18 protein-coding genes and 1 tRNA gene are annotated in these 16,900 nt (G+C 68.0%); 7 read left to right on the top strand and 12 right to left on the bottom strand.

Features of this window, described 5'->3' with window-relative positions; genetic code table 11:
• Positions 1-38: 38 nt before the first annotated feature.
• The 4 genes from KNO15_RS06805 to KNO15_RS06820 all read right to left on the bottom strand — a co-directional run bounded on the left by KNO15_RS06805 (position 39) and on the right by KNO15_RS06820 (position 2,427).
• Positions 39-494: a hypothetical protein gene (locus tag KNO15_RS06805; RefSeq protein ID WP_241702719.1), complete on the bottom strand. Its 456-nt coding sequence runs from the start codon at positions 492-494 to the stop codon at positions 39-41.
• A 208-nt stretch (positions 495-702) separates the two neighbouring features.
• A complete protein-coding gene (locus KNO15_RS06810) occupies positions 703-1,152 on the bottom strand; it encodes a hypothetical protein (RefSeq protein ID WP_241702720.1) in 450 nt (149 codons plus the stop codon).
• 139 nt (positions 1,153-1,291) lie between these two features.
• Positions 1,292-2,149 (bottom strand): hypothetical protein, encoded by an 858-nt coding sequence (locus KNO15_RS06815; RefSeq protein WP_241702721.1) that lies wholly within the window; start codon positions 2,147-2,149, stop codon positions 1,292-1,294.
• A complete protein-coding gene (locus KNO15_RS06820; RefSeq protein WP_241702722.1) occupies positions 2,146-2,427 on the bottom strand; it encodes a hypothetical protein in 282 nt (93 codons plus the stop codon). The genes KNO15_RS06815 and KNO15_RS06820 overlap by 4 nt, the downstream gene beginning before the upstream one ends.
• 153 nt (positions 2,428-2,580) lie before the next feature.
• Between KNO15_RS06820 and KNO15_RS23085 the strand changes: the two genes are divergently transcribed.
• Complete coding sequence (locus KNO15_RS23085) at positions 2,581-3,342, top strand: site-specific integrase (protein ID WP_278046501.1); 762 nt, start codon at positions 2,581-2,583, stop codon at positions 3,340-3,342.
• Positions 3,343-3,643: 301 nt separating this feature from the next.
• Here the strand turns inward: KNO15_RS23085 and KNO15_RS06830 are convergent, their stop codons facing one another.
• Positions 3,644-4,453 (bottom strand): HIRAN domain-containing protein, encoded by an 810-nt coding sequence (locus KNO15_RS06830; RefSeq protein WP_241702724.1) that lies wholly within the window; start codon positions 4,451-4,453, stop codon positions 3,644-3,646.
• On the bottom strand, positions 4,437-5,366 hold the full coding sequence (locus tag KNO15_RS06835) for a HipA domain-containing protein (protein ID WP_241702725.1): 930 nt from the start codon (positions 5,364-5,366) through the stop codon (positions 4,437-4,439). The genes KNO15_RS06830 and KNO15_RS06835 overlap by 17 nt, the downstream gene beginning before the upstream one ends.
• A 153-nt stretch (positions 5,367-5,519) precedes the next feature.
• On the opposite strand from KNO15_RS06835, the gene KNO15_RS06840 reads away from it, so the two are divergent.
• On the top strand, positions 5,520-6,371 hold the full coding sequence (locus KNO15_RS06840; protein ID WP_241702726.1) for a hypothetical protein: 852 nt from the start codon (positions 5,520-5,522) through the stop codon (positions 6,369-6,371).
• A 253-nt stretch (positions 6,372-6,624) separates the two neighbouring features.
• Here the strand turns inward: KNO15_RS06840 and KNO15_RS06845 are convergent.
• From KNO15_RS06845 to KNO15_RS06860, 4 genes are all read right to left on the bottom strand, one after another.
• Positions 6,625-6,716 (bottom strand) — tRNA-Ser (locus tag KNO15_RS06845).
• A 70-nt stretch (positions 6,717-6,786) separates the two neighbouring features.
• Positions 6,787-7,434 (bottom strand): DUF2510 domain-containing protein, encoded by a 648-nt coding sequence (locus tag KNO15_RS06850; RefSeq protein WP_241702727.1) that lies wholly within the window; start codon positions 7,432-7,434, stop codon positions 6,787-6,789.
• 31 nt (positions 7,435-7,465) lie between these two features.
• Complete coding sequence (gene pntB, locus KNO15_RS06855; protein ID WP_241702728.1) at positions 7,466-8,857, bottom strand: Re/Si-specific NAD(P)(+) transhydrogenase subunit beta; 1,392 nt, start codon at positions 8,855-8,857, stop codon at positions 7,466-7,468.
• Complete coding sequence (locus KNO15_RS06860) at positions 8,854-10,473, bottom strand: Re/Si-specific NAD(P)(+) transhydrogenase subunit alpha (protein WP_241702729.1); 1,620 nt, start codon at positions 10,471-10,473, stop codon at positions 8,854-8,856. Before KNO15_RS06860 ends, pntB begins: the two co-directional genes overlap by 4 nt.
• A 119-nt stretch (positions 10,474-10,592) precedes the next feature.
• Between KNO15_RS06860 and KNO15_RS06865 the strand changes: the two genes are divergently transcribed.
• The gene (locus tag KNO15_RS06865) at positions 10,593-11,450 is read left to right on the top strand and encodes a DUF6578 domain-containing protein (RefSeq protein ID WP_241702730.1); all 858 of its coding nucleotides are present in this window, start codon (positions 10,593-10,595) and stop codon (positions 11,448-11,450) included.
• Between the two features lie 46 nt (positions 11,451-11,496).
• Positions 11,497-11,796 carry a Dabb family protein gene (locus tag KNO15_RS06870; protein ID WP_241702731.1) on the top strand — a complete coding sequence of 100 codons (300 nt, stop codon included), beginning with the start codon at positions 11,497-11,499 and terminating at the stop codon, positions 11,794-11,796.
• A 15-nt stretch (positions 11,797-11,811) separates the two neighbouring features.
• On the opposite strand, the gene KNO15_RS06875 is transcribed toward KNO15_RS06870, so the two are convergent.
• Positions 11,812-12,408, bottom strand: coding sequence for a class I SAM-dependent methyltransferase (locus tag KNO15_RS06875; protein WP_241702732.1), 597 nt, complete (start codon positions 12,406-12,408; stop codon positions 11,812-11,814).
• 196 nt (positions 12,409-12,604) lie between these two features.
• Here KNO15_RS06875 and KNO15_RS06880 point away from each other — a divergent pair, with 196 nt between their 5' ends.
• Genes KNO15_RS06880 through prpB form a run of 3 tightly spaced genes read left to right on the top strand, consistent with a single transcriptional unit; the run spans position 12,605 to position 15,728 of the window.
• Positions 12,605-13,273 carry a GntR family transcriptional regulator gene (locus KNO15_RS06880; protein ID WP_241702733.1) on the top strand — a complete coding sequence of 223 codons (669 nt, stop codon included), beginning with the start codon at positions 12,605-12,607 and terminating at the stop codon, positions 13,271-13,273.
• Positions 13,270-14,823: an MmgE/PrpD family protein gene (locus KNO15_RS06885; RefSeq protein WP_241702734.1), complete on the top strand. Its 1,554-nt coding sequence runs from the start codon at positions 13,270-13,272 to the stop codon at positions 14,821-14,823. Before KNO15_RS06880 ends, KNO15_RS06885 begins: the two co-directional genes overlap by 4 nt.
• Positions 14,823-15,728, top strand: a complete 906-nt coding sequence (gene prpB, locus KNO15_RS06890; RefSeq protein ID WP_241702735.1) for a methylisocitrate lyase — start codon at positions 14,823-14,825, stop codon at positions 15,726-15,728. Before KNO15_RS06885 ends, prpB begins: the two co-directional genes overlap by 1 nt.
• Positions 15,729-15,832: 104 nt before the next feature.
• On the opposite strand, the gene KNO15_RS06895 is transcribed toward prpB, so the two are convergent.
• Complete coding sequence (locus tag KNO15_RS06895) at positions 15,833-16,843, bottom strand: aldo/keto reductase family protein (protein ID WP_241702736.1); 1,011 nt, start codon at positions 16,841-16,843, stop codon at positions 15,833-15,835.
• Positions 16,844-16,900: the final 57 nt, after the last annotated feature.

A 16,900-nucleotide genomic window follows, 5' to 3' on the forward strand; every position in this document is an offset into this window, starting at 1 on the left:
GAACCACTCCCCCGGCACCCGCAGGTGGAGCCGCACCGTCACCGGTCGGCGGCCAGACGCCGGATGTCGTCAGGCGTAAGCCGAATCATGCTGAAGCGCGTGGCCTCCTCGCCGATTCCGAGCTGCGTGCCGACACCCTCGGGAATCGGCATCCCGTCTCCGTCGGAGGAGGCATCGGGCTCGCCCATGACGACGAAGACGCTGACGGGATGCTTCGCCACGTCGTCGCCGGAGATCGCCTTCGCCGTGGAGCGCACGGCTGCCTCGATCGCATCCGCCGAGGCGTCGGCGAGGTACAGGGTGATGATCGGGTCGACGTTCCAGGGCGCTCCCGAGTGGCCGATCACGACACGCGCGTCCAGGATTCCAGGCGCCGTGGCGATCGCCGATTGCACCGGGGCCGGGTCGGGCGAGGCGCAGCCGGCCAGCCCCAAAACCGTCGCGAGCACTCCTGCCATCACGATCGCCTTGCCGTTCATCACATTCGAGCGCATCTCACCTTGTGCACGACCTCTCGGTTCCGGCTTCAGGATCGGCGAAGAACCGCTCGTCGCTCGCCTTGAGTATTTCTCCTTGCCGCACACCTGCAACCCCCTGTTCGACGCACTCACCAACCAGAACCCTGACCCGCCATCTCGCCACGACCCGCTCCCGCTCGATCCGACCACCTTCACCGAAAACCCGACCCCGCGCAAAGTCGCGTTACTCCTTGGTGGCCAGGCGTCGGATGTCGGCCGGCCGCATGTGAAGCGACTCTCTGGCCGCACCCGCATCGAGGCCGAGCTCGCCGGCGACCTGCCGCAGCGTATCTACGCCGACGTGCATCGGCGGCGCCGTGGCGCCCTCCGGTGCGTCGTAGTCGAAGTACACGTAAACGTCGTGCTCAGCGACAGGCGTCCCGGCGAGCGTCTGGGCGACGGTCCGCGCAGCGGCCTCGCTCGTCGCGACCGAGCCATCGGACACTCGGACGGTGACGAGGGTCTGGGTGTTCCACGGGGCGCCGGGATGGTTGACGACAACCTTGGCGGACTGGATTCCGGAAGCCGACGACAGTGCGGACTTTACCGGATCTGGATTCGGCGACGCGCACCCCGTGAGTCCGAGCACCGCCGCGAGCACTCCGGCGATCATGATTCCCCTGCGCTTCATCACGCTCGGGCTTATCTCTGCGTGTGCGGGACGTCGTTGGTTCCCACTGCGTTTCACCGGGTGGCCCATCTCGCCGACCTTGTGTCTTCGACGCTACCTGCGCCGTTTGGATAGTCACCCGGAGAGGACTCCCCCATGCTGTTCACGAGGTCCTCGACCCCTTCCTAGCGGGTGCCTTCGCCGTGCGCGCCGCCTTCTGTTGGGGCCGGTTCGGCCACGACCGCTCGTACGGGGTGCCACGATAGGCGGAGGGCATGATGTCCGGGTATTCGCGTCGGTTGCGCCACACGAAGTAGAGGAACACGGCGAACAGCGCGACGCTCACGATCGTGCACACGACTGCTGCAGCGCCCTCGGCCGGCCACAGCAGCCACCCGACGGTGAAGAAGTAGAACCAGCCCCACCACGCGCCGAGCACCCACAACGTGACGTTGACCACGAGCCCCTGTGCCGTCAGGATCGTCACGATCTTGGTCCAGCGCGTGAGCCGCACGGGAATCAGCGAGAAGGCGGTGCCGAATCCGAAGAGAGATGCCGGTCCCGTCGCCTCTGCGCCGCGGCTGCGCGCCGAGAACGACAGCTTCTCGCCCCGGTAAGACGGCCGCAACGAGCGAACGAAGTACGTCGACGCACTCAGGAACGAGCCCACCGAGACGGTCACGAAAACGCCGCAGATCGCTCCCACCACGGGACCAACGATGAGGAGGGCGATCAGCCCGCCGATGACACCGGCACCGACGAGCCCTGGCGCGTCGCCGAGCGGGCCGACGTCCTCCGCTGACAGCCGCCAGGGCAGGACCGCGATCGTGACGGCCAAGGCGATGACGGCGAGGATGAACCACAGCACGGCGAGGAGGAAGTAGCCGAGCGGGCGCCAGACCACCACCGCGCTGGAGGTTGCGCGGGCGTCGTCGTCGAGGAGGTACACCGGCTCGCGCAGGTCGAAGAACTCGACGGACTTCACCGCGCGGGCACGCCGGGGCGCTTCGGACGACGTCACGACGCCGCCTCAGCGGACGGCACGTCCGTCCGGAAAACGCTCGCCGCGACCGCACCGAACCGTGCAGTGATCAGATCGGCGTTCTCGAACTCCGGAGCCCCGACGGCGTCCGCCATCGCCCACCCGTCGGTTTCAGAGTGGAAGGCCAAAGCGTCGCCCATGCTGGCGTTCGAGGTAACTCTGGATCCCGGGTGTACTGCCCTCGAATCGGTTGCCCACCATCCACACTTTCCACGACCAGTGATCCGGAGCCGTCGGGAAGCTCGTACGACCTGCATGACCGAACTCTATCGGGGAGCCGCACCTACCCGGCGTCGGCGGCGACGCCCGCGCAGCGCAACGATACCCCTCGATCTAGCAACGTCTTACACGTAGCGTGAAGCCCAGATGTTCACCGAGGGGCGCCGATGGATGCTCCAGCGCGAACCGGCATGGCGACTGTGCGCACGTCGCCGCGCTCCACTCCCAAGCAGCATTACGGCTGCGAGCCGGCCGATCTCGAGCAGGGGGAGCGCGATCGATGTGGATCACCCAGAGCCCGGCCCGAGAGATCAAGCTGCCGCGGAAGATCCCGAAGGAGCACGTCTACCTGCCCCACCAGCAGGTCCACGACTCCCGCTCTGCTACACCGGTCTGCGCTGGGCGGAGATGGTCGGCTTGCGGGTCAAGGACATCGACTTCGACCGCCGGCGCATCCGCGTCTCCGAGAACGCGGTCGAGGTCGAGGTCGACGGAATCATCGAGGTCGGCACACCCAAAGTCGCACAAGCGTCGCACCGTCCCGTTCCCGCGCCTCCCGGACCCGGCTTTGCGCCGCTTGTCGAGGCAAGGGACCTGACGAGTTCGTCCTCGCGGACAAGCGCGGCATGTACCTGCGCCGCACTCGGGTGAGCACCGCTTCGCGTTCCTGGTTCGTCACGGCGCGGATCGCAGCTGGGATCCTGCAGATGACCCTGCACGACCTCCGGCACACTGCGGCGAGTCTCGCGGTGTCGGCCGGCGCCGACGTGAAAGCCATCCAACGGATGCTCGGCCACGCCTCCGCGGCCATGACTCTGGATATCTACGCCGACCTTTTCGACGGTGACCTGGACGACGTTTCGGCGCGCCTTGATGACGTTGCCGCGAAATCAGTTGTGGGGTTCTTGTGGGTGATGGGCAAATCTGGCAACAAAAACCCCCGAAATCACTGAGATTCCGGGGGTTTCGATCGGCGGAGACGGAGGGATTTGAACCCTGACGAGGCCCCTTAACGCATCTCAAAATGCCCAGAAAACCGCGGAATTCCGCGGCTCCCGGATGACTGAGCACCATCCAGGCTGACCACAGTTGTGGGGTTTTCGTGGGGGCCGCGGCGGCAGCCCGCTAATCCCAGCGCACTCGTCATCTCTGCTAGACGGCACCGCAGTTTACGAGCGGACCCTCAACTAGGAAAATCCCAGATACAGCGCCGTTGGCTGACGCTGGGACCCAGGGGACTCTCGGGTACGCAGATCAATGAGAACGAGTGGCCGCGTCGAGCCGACCTTGAAGACTCGCGAATGGTTCGTCGGCGTGGAGAGTCACGAGCACCCGCAGATGCCAACCCCCACCCATTCCGTTCACACGCTCTACAACGGCTCGGACGCTTGTTCCATCCTTGAGGCAGGGAGCCATGAGCTTCGCGAGCCAGTCAGGCACGTAACCCACGGGCTCCCCGTGCTCGGTGAAGAACAGTTGGGCGTCTGCGTTGTAGTCGTTTCCAAGCTCGGCGACAACCCGAAGCGGTTGACCCGGTGTCAGCCGCCCCAGTAGATCTTCGAGTTCGACGTCTGAGTAGATACGCGTCAAGCCATCGGCCGTCTCGACGGCTTTCTTAGCCAAATAGCGAACGCCTGCCACCAACGCGGTGCATGTCCAGCCATCTGCACTTTCGCGAGGGAAAGGAGTGACCTGGAGGGTGTCCCCTTCAGAAGATCCTCCCGAACGAACGAGTTGCTCCCAAAGGGTCGCTGACTCCGGGTCGAGGCTCAGCCCATCGAGTACGCGGACGAAGTCTGGACGCGTTGGGTCCAGCACTCGCTCGCGGAACAGGGGGAAAAGTTCATCACTCTTGTAGGTCTTCGTGAGATCGCGGAAGCCAAGAAGCGGCCTGAACTCTGCGACGTCAGCGACGTTGGGAAGGTAATCGAAGGTGTAGGTTGCGCCGTCAAATGTAAGGATCCCGACGGGAATCATCGCACGTGTGCCGGGCTGCTGCCAGATGACGAGTAGCTCGGTCTCAGTCACGACGGCAGCACCCGGCGCTTCAAGCACGGATGGCATCTTGGATCCTCCTTCCATTGATCTCCAACACTGCACCTGCGAACTTACACGTGGCCTCCGACACTCCGCCGTGGAGCGCGAGGATAGCCTCATAGTTGGCACTTGACAATGAATTCAACAGTCCGGCGAGTCGTGCTCTTCCCGCATCCGTGCAACTCTTCGAAGCTCGCGCTGCCAGGTCAACCAGCGAGGTCCTCAAGTCTCCATCGAAGCGGCGTGCCAGGCCCTTCGATGCGAACGACTCCAGCGCGACGGGGTCGGCGAGCCTCGTGGCCCTCGCAGTGTCCGTGAGTTGGAAGCCCAAGCTCGCCTCCATATCGTACGCCGGCGCCAGCGCGTCAACTGGCCCTGCACTGGACCGCGCGCGGAGAACCGACCAGTTCTGCTCGTGACGGTCGCCATTGCCGATCAGGGCGTCAAGCACCAAATATCCAACGAACACGTCATATGCGGTGCACGCCGCCCAGGACGGTGCCTGCGGTGGTGGTGCATACCCGTCCAGGGTTCGACGGATGTTTTCGAGCGAGTGCCCGATCGACGCCGACCGATCCCGTAGGGAGTCTCGGAGCTCCACGCCGATCTCGTCCAGCATCGCGAGCCGACCCGTGTCCATGTCGTATTCGGCTGGCCGCACATTTCGCGTGACGACGCCTTCGATCCCGTCGCGAACGGCGAGCCGCGCCTCGGCCGCTGGTACCTCCAGGTCGTTGGCTAAGGTCGAGGCGACGGCCTCAGCCCAGTCGCCTACTTGTCGATTGCCGTTGGTCTGTATAGTGGCCGGTTTGAATAGCCAATGTGTTTCAGGACGCGTGGATGATCCGCCTGGTTCCGACAGCCACACTTTCTCTGATGCACCGCGAGGTTCGACGCGTAGGAACTCCCACGTCGTCACGTCTACACGGTCTGGACTCACACTCCGAAGTCTAGGGATAGCCTTCGGGCCCAGGTGTAGGACACCCCTTGCCGAGCGACTCGCCGAGCGACCCGCCGAGCGACCGGCGGGCCGGCTCATGCCCGTTCTTGGCGGCTGAGAGGGGTCGTGATTTCGCTCCCTAGAATCGGGCATATGGCAGACCACGAGGAACGGCATCTCAGTTCGCTCAAGTCCTTCGTCCTTCGCGCGCGTCGTATTCGAGCCCACTCGCTAGCTCGGGATGCAAAGCTGCTGATGGAACTGCAGAACCCGAGGCTGACCATTCATTTCACGCCGGAAACGGGCGATATGAGAGTGATCGTGAAGGTGCCCCCAGAAGAACAGGTAGAAAGTGCCGCTGCTCGCGTACGGCCGCTCATACTCAACGGTGAGGACACTTACCACGCGAAGGTGATGAACGCGCTGCTCTACTTTGCGCAGAAGGCTGGACTCTCCGGCAGCGGTCTTGAGTCTTTACGGGAGATGAAGAGGCAGTGGGCGAAGACAAATCCGAACGGGAAGAACCTGGGGTTCTACGAGGTGCGAGTCCAGACCAACGGCGAACCTGAGTCTCGTATCAGTGACAATGCCCTCGCCTTCTCGTGGATCTATGGGGACGTCGTCCACGCGGACACTGCGAGACGCGACGAGGGGCGTGCATATGGCGTGGAGGAGCGTTATCGGGCAGCTATTCCCGTCGTCGCGCGATTGATGATGTTGGCGATGGTCACACTCACGATCACCGAGAGGTTAAGGACGGACGGCGTACTCCCCGATCTAGGGGACGCTTTCGACGAAGACGTTGTCATCACCGCGACGGAGCTTGCGGTCGAGACGCAGGTTTATGTCGCCGAATACGACGAAGGCGGTAGGCCCCCAGAGCCGCCCGCGATGGATGAAGAGTTCGGTGACGAGTGGAAGCCTTTCGCAGAGGCATTCAAAGATCAGATATCCACCACGACGCAGCCCGCGAGCGATCAGGCCGGGGATGATGCCCCTGGCTAGGGACCGCTGGCACGTGTTGAGCGGTGTCATGCCGTCGGCCACGCCCACTGGCGTCGGGCTGCCTCCTCTGATGGCTTACCCACGGCCCATCTCAACGACAGTGTTTCGATGACGGCAGCGTCGCCCGGTTGTGGGGGCTCGAAAAGCGCCAGATCGCAGCAATGGCGCGGATCTGCCGGGCGAGCTGTGGGGCTTTTGTGGGGTTTTGGACCAGATGCGCCAACCCAAAATAGCCGCTGACCAGCATATTTAGTGGCGGAGACGGAGGGATTTGAACCCTCGGTCCCCTTACGGGGACTCCACCTTAGCAGGGTGGTGCACTAGGCCTGACTATGCGACGTCTCCTGAGCGCCCGCGGGCGGACGCACGAGAGCCATCATAACGGACGTTGCGTGCCCGGCCGGACACGGGGTTCTCAGGCTCCGACGCCCGGGCGGGGCAGGTCTCGGACGATCGATGCCGTCAGCTCGGCCACGAGGGTTCCGGTCACGATGAAGCTGACCCCCAGTACCGCGATCAGCACCCAGATCGGCACCAGGCCGCGGCGCGGGGCGACGTGGCGCACGATCACCGAGCGGCCGATCACGTAGACCGCGCTCGAGAGGAAGGACCACGCCCAGTGGAACGGGCGCTCCACACCGCGGCGGCCGAGCTCGCGGTAGTCGAGCCATGCGAACACGATCATCGCCGCGTAGAGGAGCCAGCCCACCAGCACGTCGATCAGGAAGGCCGGGCTGTAGATCTGCAGGAAGTCCTGGGGCGACGGGCGGGCGGAGGTCTCCATGGTCTGCATGAAGTGGGCGTAGCCGCTGAACGGGTTCGTCACCAGCAGCAACAGGATGCTCACCAACGGGAGCAGCACCACCAGCCAGATCCACACGGTGTACACGGGCGTCTCCTGCGCCAGCGGACGGCGTGCGGCGACACCGAACGCGGCGGGCGTGCCGGCCGGCGGCCCGCTGACCTGCGGCGTCCACTGCGTTCCGTCCCACCATCGCAGCGGCGCCTCCCGGTAGGGGTCGGCGTACCAGCCGGGTGCGGGCGGCGTGGTCTGGTCGGTCATGCTGTCTCCATTGCGATCGAGGTCGTCACGTCTAGAAGTACCCCAGGATCTCGTCCACCGCCTGGCGCGCGTCGCCGAACAGCATTCGCGCGTTCTCCCGGTAGAACAGCGGGTTCGGCACGCCCGCATAGCCCGCGGCCATCGACCGCTTGAACACGACGACCTGGCTGGCCTCCCACACGCGCAGCACCGGCATGCCCGCGATCGGGCTTCCGGGATCCTCCGCCGCTGCCGGGTTGACGGTGTCGTTCGCGCCGATGACGAGGACCACGTCGGTGTGCGGCAGGTCGTCGTTGATCTCGTCCATCTCCAGCACGATGTCGTAGGGCACGCGCGCCTCGGCGAGCAGCACGTTCATGTGGCCGGGGAGGCGGCCGGCAACGGGGTGGATGCCGAACCGCACCTCGACGCCGCTCTCGCGCAGCTTCTTCACGAGCTCGGCGACGGGATACTGCGCCTGCGCGACGGCCATTCCGTAGCCGGGGGTGATCACCACCGACGTCGCGTTCTTGAGCAGTTCCGCCGTCTGCTCGGCGGTGACCTCCTGGTACTCGCCCTGCTCCTCGGCACCCGAGGCCGTTGGCGCCTCGATACCGAAGCCGCCGGCGATCACCGAGAGGAACGACCGGTTCATCGCCTTGCACATGATGTACGACAGGTAGGCGCCCGAGGAGCCGACGAGCGCGCCCGTGACGATCAGGAGATCGTTGTCGAGCAGGAACCCGGAGGCCGCTGCAGCCCAGCCGGAGTAGCTGTTGAGCATCGAGACGACGACGGGCATGTCGCCGCCGCCGATCGACGCCACCAGGTGCACGCCGAGTGCGAGGGCGACCAGCGTCACCACCGCCAGCAGCCACAGCTCGGGGGTGACGACATACCAGGCGGCGAGCGCGACGAAGACGACCAGGGCGCCGACGTTGAGCACGTTCTTGCCGGGGAGGACGAGCGGCTTCGACGAGATGCGCGCCGACAGCTTCAGGTAGGCGACGATCGAACCCGTGAAGGTCACCGCACCGATGAAGATGCCGATCACCACCTCCGCACTGTGCACCCCGGCGAGCGCGCCCGGCAGGTGCGGGTGCGAGAGGTAGCCGTTCCAGCCGACGAGCACCGCCGCCAGCCCGACGAAGCTGTGCAGGAGGGCGATCAGCTGCGGCATCCCGGTCATCTGCACGACGCGCGCCCGCCACAGCCCGATGGTCGCGCCGATCAGCACGGCGACGGCCATCAGCACCAGGCCGGACGGAGCGAGCGCGTTCTCGGCGGTGAGCCAGATCGTCGCGGCGAGCGCGATGACCATTCCGGCGATCCCGTAGAGCACGCCGCCCCGAGAGGTCTCGTGCCGCGACAGCCCGGCGAGACTGAGGATGAAGAGGACGGCGGCGACGAGGTACGCGGCATCCGCCACGGCGACCGCGGTCACCGGCCGGCCCCGCTCCGCCTGGCGCCGCCGCGACCGGCACCGCCCGACCCAGCCCCGCCCGGCCCTGCGTCGCTGCGCGAGAACATCGCGAGCATCCTCCGCGTCACCGCGAAGCCTCCGAAGATGTTGATGGAGGCCACCAGCACCGCGACGGCGGCGAGCACCTGCACGGCGAGGTCCGGCGTCGTGATCTGCACGATCGCGCCGACGACGATGATGCCCGAGATGGCGTTGGTCACGCTCATGAGCGGGGTGTGCAGGGCGTGGTGCACGTTGCCGATCACGTAGAAGCCGATCACGGTCGCGAGCACGAGCACGGTGAAGTGGCGCGGGATCGGATCGGGCGAGAACGCTGTGAGCAGGAACAGCGCGGCTAGGCCGATCGCGACCAGGACGGCCCGGCGCACGGGCGTCAGCCACGGCTGCTTCGGCGCCGGTGCCGCCACGGGCGCAGGCGCGACGCGCGGGGGTGCGGCCGAGACCTGAACGGGAGGTGGCGGCCAGGTCGTCTCGCCGTCGCGCACCACGGTCACCGACCGCTGCACGACGTCGTCGAAGTCGAGCGTCAGCCGGCCGTCCTTATGCGGGGTCAGCAGCATCAGGAGGCTGACCAGGTTGTTCCCGTACAGCTGCGACGACTGCGTGGGCAGCCGCGACGGCAGGTCGGTGTAGCCGAGGATGATCACTCCGCCGTCGGTCACGACCCGCTCCCCCGCGACCGATCCGGCGACGTTGCCGCCCTGCGCGGCGGCCATGTCGACGATGACCGAACCGGGCCGCATGCTCGCGACGTCCTCCGCCGTCAGCAGCTTGGGTGCGGGGCGGCCCGGGATGAGCGCGGTCGTGATGACGATGTCGACCTCCCGCGCCTGCTCGGAGTAGATCTCGGCGGCGCGGCGGTCGTAGTCCTCGCTGGTCTGCTTGGCGTACCCGTCGGCGGACTGCATGGCGCTGTTCTGATCGCCCGCGACCTCCACCGCCAGGTACTCACCGCCGATCGAGCGCACCTGGTCGGCGACCTCCGGGCGCGGGTCGGTGGCGCGGACGATCGCACCCATGCTGGAGGCGGCGCCGATCGCGGCGAGGCCGGCCACCCCGGCGCCGGCGACGAGCACCTTCGCGGGCGGCACCTTGCCCGCTGCGGTGACCTGGCCGGTGAAGAAGCGGCCGAACTCGTGGGCGGCCTCCACGACCGCCCGATAGCCGGAGATGTTGGCCATCGAGCTGAGGACGTCCATCGACTGCGCGCGCGAGATGCGGGGAACGGCGTCGAGCGCGAGCGCGGTGATCCCCCGCTGCGACAGGGCGGCGAGGAGGTCGGGGCGGAGCGCGGGACTCAGCGACGCGATCAGGGTCGCGCCGTCTGCGAGCAGCGCGATCTCGTCGTCGACGGGAGGCGCGACCTTGAGCACGATGTCGGCGGCCCACGCATTCTCACGCGGGACGATGCGGGCACCCGCCGCGGCGAACGCGTCATCCGTGAACGCGGCGTTCACGCCGGCCCCGCGCTCCACGACGACGTCGTAGCCCAGGGAGACGAGCTTCTTCACGGAACTCGGGCTGGACGACACGCGGGCTTCACCCGGACGTTCAGCGACGATGCCGACTGTCGACACCTGGCCTCCCTGCCTTTTGAAGTGGACCCTACCAGGCCGCCTCGGCGCGGACGAGGTTCGGCGTCGAGGTGCGGGCCGAGGTGTAGCCGCGGCACGCGCCGAGCCGTTACGGTGTCCGGATGGAGGACACGACGATCGAGGTGTGGATCGCGCCCTCGGAGTACGGCTGCTGCGGGGTGCCTTTCGCCGTCGGCGACGAGATCGGCTTCACTCTCGTGCGGTTCGTGGACGCGGGCGGGGACCAGTACTGGGACGACCGGCACCCGACCGACGACGCCCCAGGCGTGGACGTCCACGGCCGCGTCGAAGCGATCGTGGCGGCCTACGAGCGGATGGTGCCAGTGGCCGGCACGCACCAGCTGACGAATGATCCGAACGACACGATCGAGCGGATCGTGGATGCCGTGCCGACAACATCCGAGCCGGACGGCTATGCCCAGACGATTTACCGGGTGACGTTCCGCGTCCCCATCGACGCGGAACTCCCTGCGCCGCGTCGACCGTTCCCGGAACCCGAACCGTATGTGCTTCCCCGACCCGAACGGACCATCCTCCTCACGCAACTCGTCGACGAGGTAGAGCAGCGCTTCGGCGACGCCGTGGTGATCCTCCGCGCCCGCGACGACACCGCCGTCACCCTCGCACCGGCGCGCGAAGACGCGGCGTCGGTGCGCTGGAACCTCTACTCAGACGAACTGGTCGTCGAGATCGAGCGAGCCGAATGGAGGCTGCCGTGGCCGGGCGACGCGCTGCCCGTCCTGCGTCAGCTCATCGACGCTGCGGCGACTGGAGGGTTCTCGGAGACGGTCGAGAACGCTGAGTTCGTGTCGATCGCGCGTACACCGAACGGGATCCCGCTGACCGCGACGGCTGCCGCGCCCGTCTTCCCGGAGGGCGGTGGCCCCATCGTGATCACCGGCCCCGTCGCCGAACGCCTGACGCGTTTCCGTTCGGGCCGCCCGTTCCCACCCTGGTGAGCAGCGCCGCCCAACACGAACAGCACCTCCCGCCAGAATGGTGCACATGATCACGCACACCGTCACGTTCCGGCTCGCCCACGACCGCGGGTCGGCCGCCGAGCGCGACTTCCTCGACACCGCCCGCCACGAGCTGTCGGCGATCGACGGCGTGCGTGACTTCACGATCAACGACCAGGTGGGCGCGAAGAGCGACCTCACCCTGCAGTTCTCGATGGCGTTCGCCGACCAGACCGCCTACGACGCCTACAACGCCCATCCGGCGCACGTCGCCTTCGTGCGCGAGCGCTGGGTTCCGGAGGTCGTGGAGTTCCAGGAGTTCGACTACGTGCGGCATGAGGGCTGATCGACGGTCCCGCGGCTAGGTCGTCGCCACCGCCGCCTGGATCACCGAGGCGAACAGCGGACGCCAGCGGGGCGCAGCGAAGCCTGCCGTCCGGATCGCCGCGTCGGCCGTCTCACGGCTCGCGGCCGCGCCTCCCGGGCCGAACAGCCGCGTCGGCAGCGGCCCGGAGGTGAACACGTCCGCGAGCAGTAACCCGCCTCCCGCCGCCAGCACGCGGCGGCACTCGCGCAGTCCGGCATCGCGGTCCTCCCAGTGGCTGAAGGAGGTCGAGCTCACGACGAGGTCGAAGGCCCCCTCCTCGAAGGGCAGTCTCTCCGCGGATGCTTGCACGACCGCCAGCCGAGGGGACGAGGCGGCGCGCACCATCTCGGGCGCGGGATCGACCCCGGTGAGCCGCGCGTCCGGGCGGAGCGCGCCGACGAAGCGCAGCAATGCGCCGCTGCCGCACCCCACGTCGAGGATGCGCGGCGCCGGCGTACCCGCCACCAGCGAGACGGCGAGCACCCCGACCCGCCGCGCGATCTCCCGGTGCAGGAGGCCGCGCGGCCCGCGCTCGTAGCCGCCGGCGCGACGGTCGTACGCGACGACATCCCGCTCGCGATCGAAGGTCATGGCGCGAGCCTACGTCGTGCGGCGCCCTTGGCGGCATTTGCCGCAAATCGTCTCTTGCAGGGGGCGTATCGCCACGTTTGCCGCAAATCAGATTCCCCGATCCGTGTGGTTGCGTATACATGAGGTGTCAGGGGGGTCGCGAAATCCCCGGAGATCCGCCTTGCGTGTACCATCGTGTATACACGGAGGGCTCTGAATGGAAGCGAAGGCGAGCGATCGCGCGTACGCCGCGCTGCGCGAGGACATCGTCGAGTGGCGGCTCGCGCCGGGCACGGTGCTGCAGGAGGTCGAGCAGTCCGAGCGACTGGGCGTCTCGCGCACGCCGGTTCGGGAGGCCCTGGCCCGTTTGACCGCGGACGGTCTCGTCGCCGCGCAGGGCGGTCGCGGGCTCGTCGTCACGGCCGTCTCCGTCGAGTCGGTCGAGCAGCTCTTCCAGCTCCGGCGAGCGCTGGAGCAGGAGGCCGCGCGGGCGGCGGCGAAGAACCGCGACCTCGCCGTCTTCCTCGACCTCCGCGACCGATTCCGCGCTGCCGCCGACCTGCTCGACGACGGCGACCCGACGCATGCCCGCTACTACGACCTGGTCGACCACCTCGACCGCGCCATCGACGACGCGGCCGCGAACCCCTACCTCGTCGCCGCGCTCCGCAACCTCCGGCCGCACCTCGCACGACTGCGGCGGGTGTCGCGCGACGACCCCGACCGTCTGCGGGCCGCCGCGCAGGAGCACCTGCTCATCGTGGAGGCGATCGCCGACGGCGACGCCGGCCTCGCCGCGTCCGCGACCCGCGTCCACCTCCACCGCAGCCTGCAGAACGTGCTGCTGTCGGCGGAACGACTCACTTCGACCAAGGAGACAGTATGAGAAACCACACCGTCCGCGTCCACCGCAGCGACGAGGACCTCGCCAGAGAGGACCAGCTCGCGTGGAAGATCGCCGAAGTGGCGACGGACCCCGTGGAGGTCTCCCCTGAGGTCGTCGACATGGTGATCAACCGCGTCATCGACAACGCCGCCGTGGCAGCGGCCTCCCTCGCCCGCAAGCCGGTCGTGTCCGCCCGCTCGCAGGCGCTGGCCCATCCGCTGCCGACGGCGCAGCTCGAGGAGCTAGTCTCGGCCGTCGAGCACCCGCAGCACGGGTCGACCGTGTTCGGCGAGCCGCAGTCGGTGCGGGTGAGCCCGGAGTGGGCTGCGTGGGCGAACGGCGTCGCAGTGCGGGAGCTGGACTTCCACGACACCTTCCTGGCGGCCGAGTACTCGCACCCCGGCGACAACATCCCGCCGATCCTCGCGGTCGCCCAGCACGCCGGACGCACCGGCCACGACCTGATCCGCGGCATCGCGACCGGGTACGAGATCCAGATCGACCTGGCGAAGGCGATCAGCCTCCACGCTCACAAGATCGACCACGTCGCCCACCTCGGCCCGAGTGCCGCCGCCGGCATCGGCACCCTGCTCGGGCTGGACACCGAGACGATCTTCCAGGCGATCGGCCAGGCGCTGCACACCACCACGGCGACCCGGCAGTCCCGCAAGGGCGCGATCTCGTCGTGGAAGGCGCACGCTCCGGCGTTCGCGGGCAAGATGGCCGTCGAGGCGGTCGACCGCGCGATGCGCGGCGAGACCAGCCCGACCCCGATCTACGAGGGTGAGGACGGCGTGATCGCCTGGCTGCTCGACGGCCCCTCCGCCTCCTACGAGGTGCCGTTGCCGGAGGCAGGCGAGGCCAAGCGCGCGATCCTCGACTCCTACACGAAGGAGCACTCGGCCGAGTACCAGGCGCAGGCCTGGATCGACCTCGCCCGCAAGCTCCACACGGAGCACCCGGAGGTCGGCGACCCCGAGCGGGTGGAGAGCATCGTGATCCACACCTCGCACCACACCCACTTCGTGATCGGCTCCGGCGCGAACGACCCGCAGAAGTACGACCCGACCGCGTCCCGCGAGACGCTCGACCACAGCATCCCGTACATCTTCACGGTGGCACTGCAGGACGGCGGCTGGCACCACGTGCAGTCGTACCTCCCCTCGCGCGCCGCCAGGCCCGACACCGTCGCGCTCTGGGGCAAGGTCACCACGACCGAAGACCCGGAGTGGACCCGCCGCTACCACTCCATCGACCCCGCCGAGAAGGCGTTCGGAGGCCGCGTCGAGATCACGCTCGCCGACGGCCGCGTGATCACCGACGAGATCGCCGTCGCCGACGCCCACCCGCTCGGCGCCCGGCCGTTCGCGCGCGCCGACTACGTCGCCAAGTTCCGCTCCCTGGCGGCGGGAGTGCTCGAGGAGGCCGAGATCGAGCGCTTCCTCGACCTCGCCCAGCGACTGCCCGAGCTGACCGCGGAGGAGCTCGGCGGCCTCACCATCACCGCACCGGCCGGGAGCCTGCCGGCCGCACCGAAGGGACTGTTCTGATGCTGTACTCGTCCGTTCCCGCTCACGAGAAGCGCGCGGCCTTCCGCGCGCGGCTCGCCAGCGGTGAGCTGCTTCGCTTCCCCGGCGCATTCAACCCGCTGAGCGCGCGCCTCATCCAGGAGAAGGGCTTCGAAGGCGTCTACATCTCCGGCGCCGTCATCGCCGCCGACCTCGGCCTCCCGGACATCGGCCTCACCACGCTCACGGAGGTCGCCGGCCGCGGGCGGCAGATCAGCCGGATGACCGACCTCCCCACGCTGATCGACGCCGACACCGGCTTCGGCGAGCCGATGAACGTGGCCCGCACGGTGCAGGAGCTCGAGGACGCGGGCGTCGCCGGCCTCCACATCGAAGACCAGGTCAACCCCAAGCGCTGCGGCCACCTCGACGGCAAGGCCGTCGTCGGCCTGGACACCGCGACCAAGCGGATCCGCGCGGCGGTCGATGCGCGCCGCGACCCGAACCTGCTGATCATGGCGCGCACCGACGTGCGGGCGGTGGAGGGGCTGGCGGCGGCGGTCGACCGGGCCAAGGCGCTGGTTGACGCCGGGGCCGACGCGATCTTCCCGGAGGCGATGGCCGACCTCGCCGAGTTCGAGGCCGTGCGCACCGCCGTCGACGTTCCGGTGCTCGCCAACATGACGGAGTTCGGCAAGAGCGAGCTCTTCACCGCCGAGCAGCTCGCGAGCGCGGGCATCAACATCGTCATCCACCCGGTGTCGCTGCTGCGCATCGCCATGGGAGCGGCCGAGCGCGGCCTCGACACGCTCGTCGGCGACGGCTCGCTGAAGGCGGAGGTGCCCGGCATGCAGACCAGGGCGCGGCTGTACGAGCTGCTCGACTACGCGGGCTACACCGCCTTCGACACGAACGTCTTCGACTTCGAGGTCCCGACCGGCCGCTGAGACGCCTTCTTTCACCGCCGAAGGGCACGTAAGTGCCCCTAAAACCGCGTTTTAGGGGCGTCTACGTGCCCTTCGGCATCGCGAGCGCGCGGTGCCCGCGACCCTCAGGCCTCGCGGGCGCGGGGGGAGCGGGTGGCGGTGTGGCTCGGGTCGCGCTCGACCGCGCCGCCGAGCACCTCGTCGATCCGGCCGAGCAGCTCGGCGGGGATGGTGACGCCGGAGGCCTTCACGTTCTCGACCACCTGCTCGGGCCGGGAAGCGCCGATGATCGCGGTCGCGACGTTGTCGTTCTGCAGCACCCACGCGACAGCCAGCTGGGCCGGCGTGAGGCCGATCTCCTGGGCGATCGGCGTCAGCTGCTGGACGCGCGTGAGCACGTCGTCGGTCAGCCAGCGCTTGACCGCGCCGGCGCCACCCTTCTCGTCCGTGGCGCGGCTGCCCTCGGGCAGCGGGGCACCGGGGAGGTACTTGCCGCTCAGCACGCCCTGCGCCACCGGCGACCAGACGATCTGCGAGATGCCGAGCTCCTTGGAGGTCGGCACGACCTCCGCCTCGATGACCCGCCACAGTGCGGAGTACTCGGGCTGGTTCGAGATCAGCTGGAAGCCGAGCTCCGTGGCGAGCGCGTGCCCGGCGCGGAGCTGGTCGGCGGTCCACTCGCTCACACCGATGTAGAGCGCCTTGCCCTGCCGCACGATGTCGGCGAAGGCCTGCATGGTCTCCTCCAGCGGCGTGAAGAAGTCGAAGCGGTGCGCCTGATAGAGGTCGACGTAGTCGGTCTGCAGTCGCGAGAGCGAGCCGTCGATGGACTCCATGATGTGCTTGCGCGAGAGCCCGACGTCGTTGTGGCCCTGCGGCCCGGTCGGCCCGAACACCTTGGTGAAGATCTCGAGCGACTGGCGACGCTCACCCTTCAGCGCCTCGCCCAGGACGGTCTCCGCGGCGGTGTTCGCGTAGACGTCGGCGGTGTCGAAGGTGGTGATCCCGGCATCCAGCGCGGCACGGACGCAGGCGGCAGCGGCGTCGTTCTCGATCTGCGAGCCGTGGGTCAGCCAGTTCCCGTAGGTGATCTCGGAGATCTTGAAGCCGGAGTTTCCCAGATACCTGAACTGCACTGTCGTTCCTTTCGTGACGGGTCGTCAGGGTCGATGCTAGGCAGCCTGATTCAGCAA

Source organism: Leifsonia shinshuensis (assembly GCF_022606355.1).
GTDB lineage: Bacteria > Actinomycetota > Actinomycetes > Actinomycetales > Microbacteriaceae > Leifsonia > Leifsonia shinshuensis_B.

Bases quoted from the DNA above. Each gene is read 5' to 3' on its own strand.
- KNO15_RS06840 (WP_241702726.1), top strand. From the start codon at position 5,520: ATGGCAGACCACGAGGAACGGCATCTCAGTTCGCTCAAGTCCTTCGTC.
- KNO15_RS06830 (WP_241702724.1), bottom strand. From the start codon at position 4,453: ATGCCATCCGTGCTTGAAGCGCCGGGTGCTGCCGTCGTGACTGAGACC.
- KNO15_RS06820 (WP_241702722.1), bottom strand. From the start codon at position 2,427: ATGCAGGTCGTACGAGCTTCCCGACGGCTCCGGATCACTGGTCGTGGA.
- KNO15_RS06885 (WP_241702734.1), top strand. From the start codon at position 13,270: ATGAGAAACCACACCGTCCGCGTCCACCGCAGCGACGAGGACCTCGCC.
- KNO15_RS06850 (WP_241702727.1), bottom strand. From the start codon at position 7,434: ATGACCGACCAGACCACGCCGCCCGCACCCGGCTGGTACGCCGACCCC.
- prpB (WP_241702735.1), top strand. From the start codon at position 14,823: ATGCTGTACTCGTCCGTTCCCGCTCACGAGAAGCGCGCGGCCTTCCGC.
- KNO15_RS06875 (WP_241702732.1), bottom strand. From the start codon at position 12,408: ATGACCTTCGATCGCGAGCGGGATGTCGTCGCGTACGACCGTCGCGCC.
- KNO15_RS06865 (WP_241702730.1), top strand. From the start codon at position 10,593: ATGGAGGACACGACGATCGAGGTGTGGATCGCGCCCTCGGAGTACGGC.
- KNO15_RS06870 (WP_241702731.1), top strand. From the start codon at position 11,497: ATGATCACGCACACCGTCACGTTCCGGCTCGCCCACGACCGCGGGTCG.
- KNO15_RS06805 (WP_241702719.1), bottom strand. From the start codon at position 494: ATGCGCTCGAATGTGATGAACGGCAAGGCGATCGTGATGGCAGGAGTG.
- KNO15_RS23085 (WP_278046501.1), top strand. From the start codon at position 2,581: ATGGCGACTGTGCGCACGTCGCCGCGCTCCACTCCCAAGCAGCATTAC.
- KNO15_RS06880 (WP_241702733.1), top strand. From the start codon at position 12,605: ATGGAAGCGAAGGCGAGCGATCGCGCGTACGCCGCGCTGCGCGAGGAC.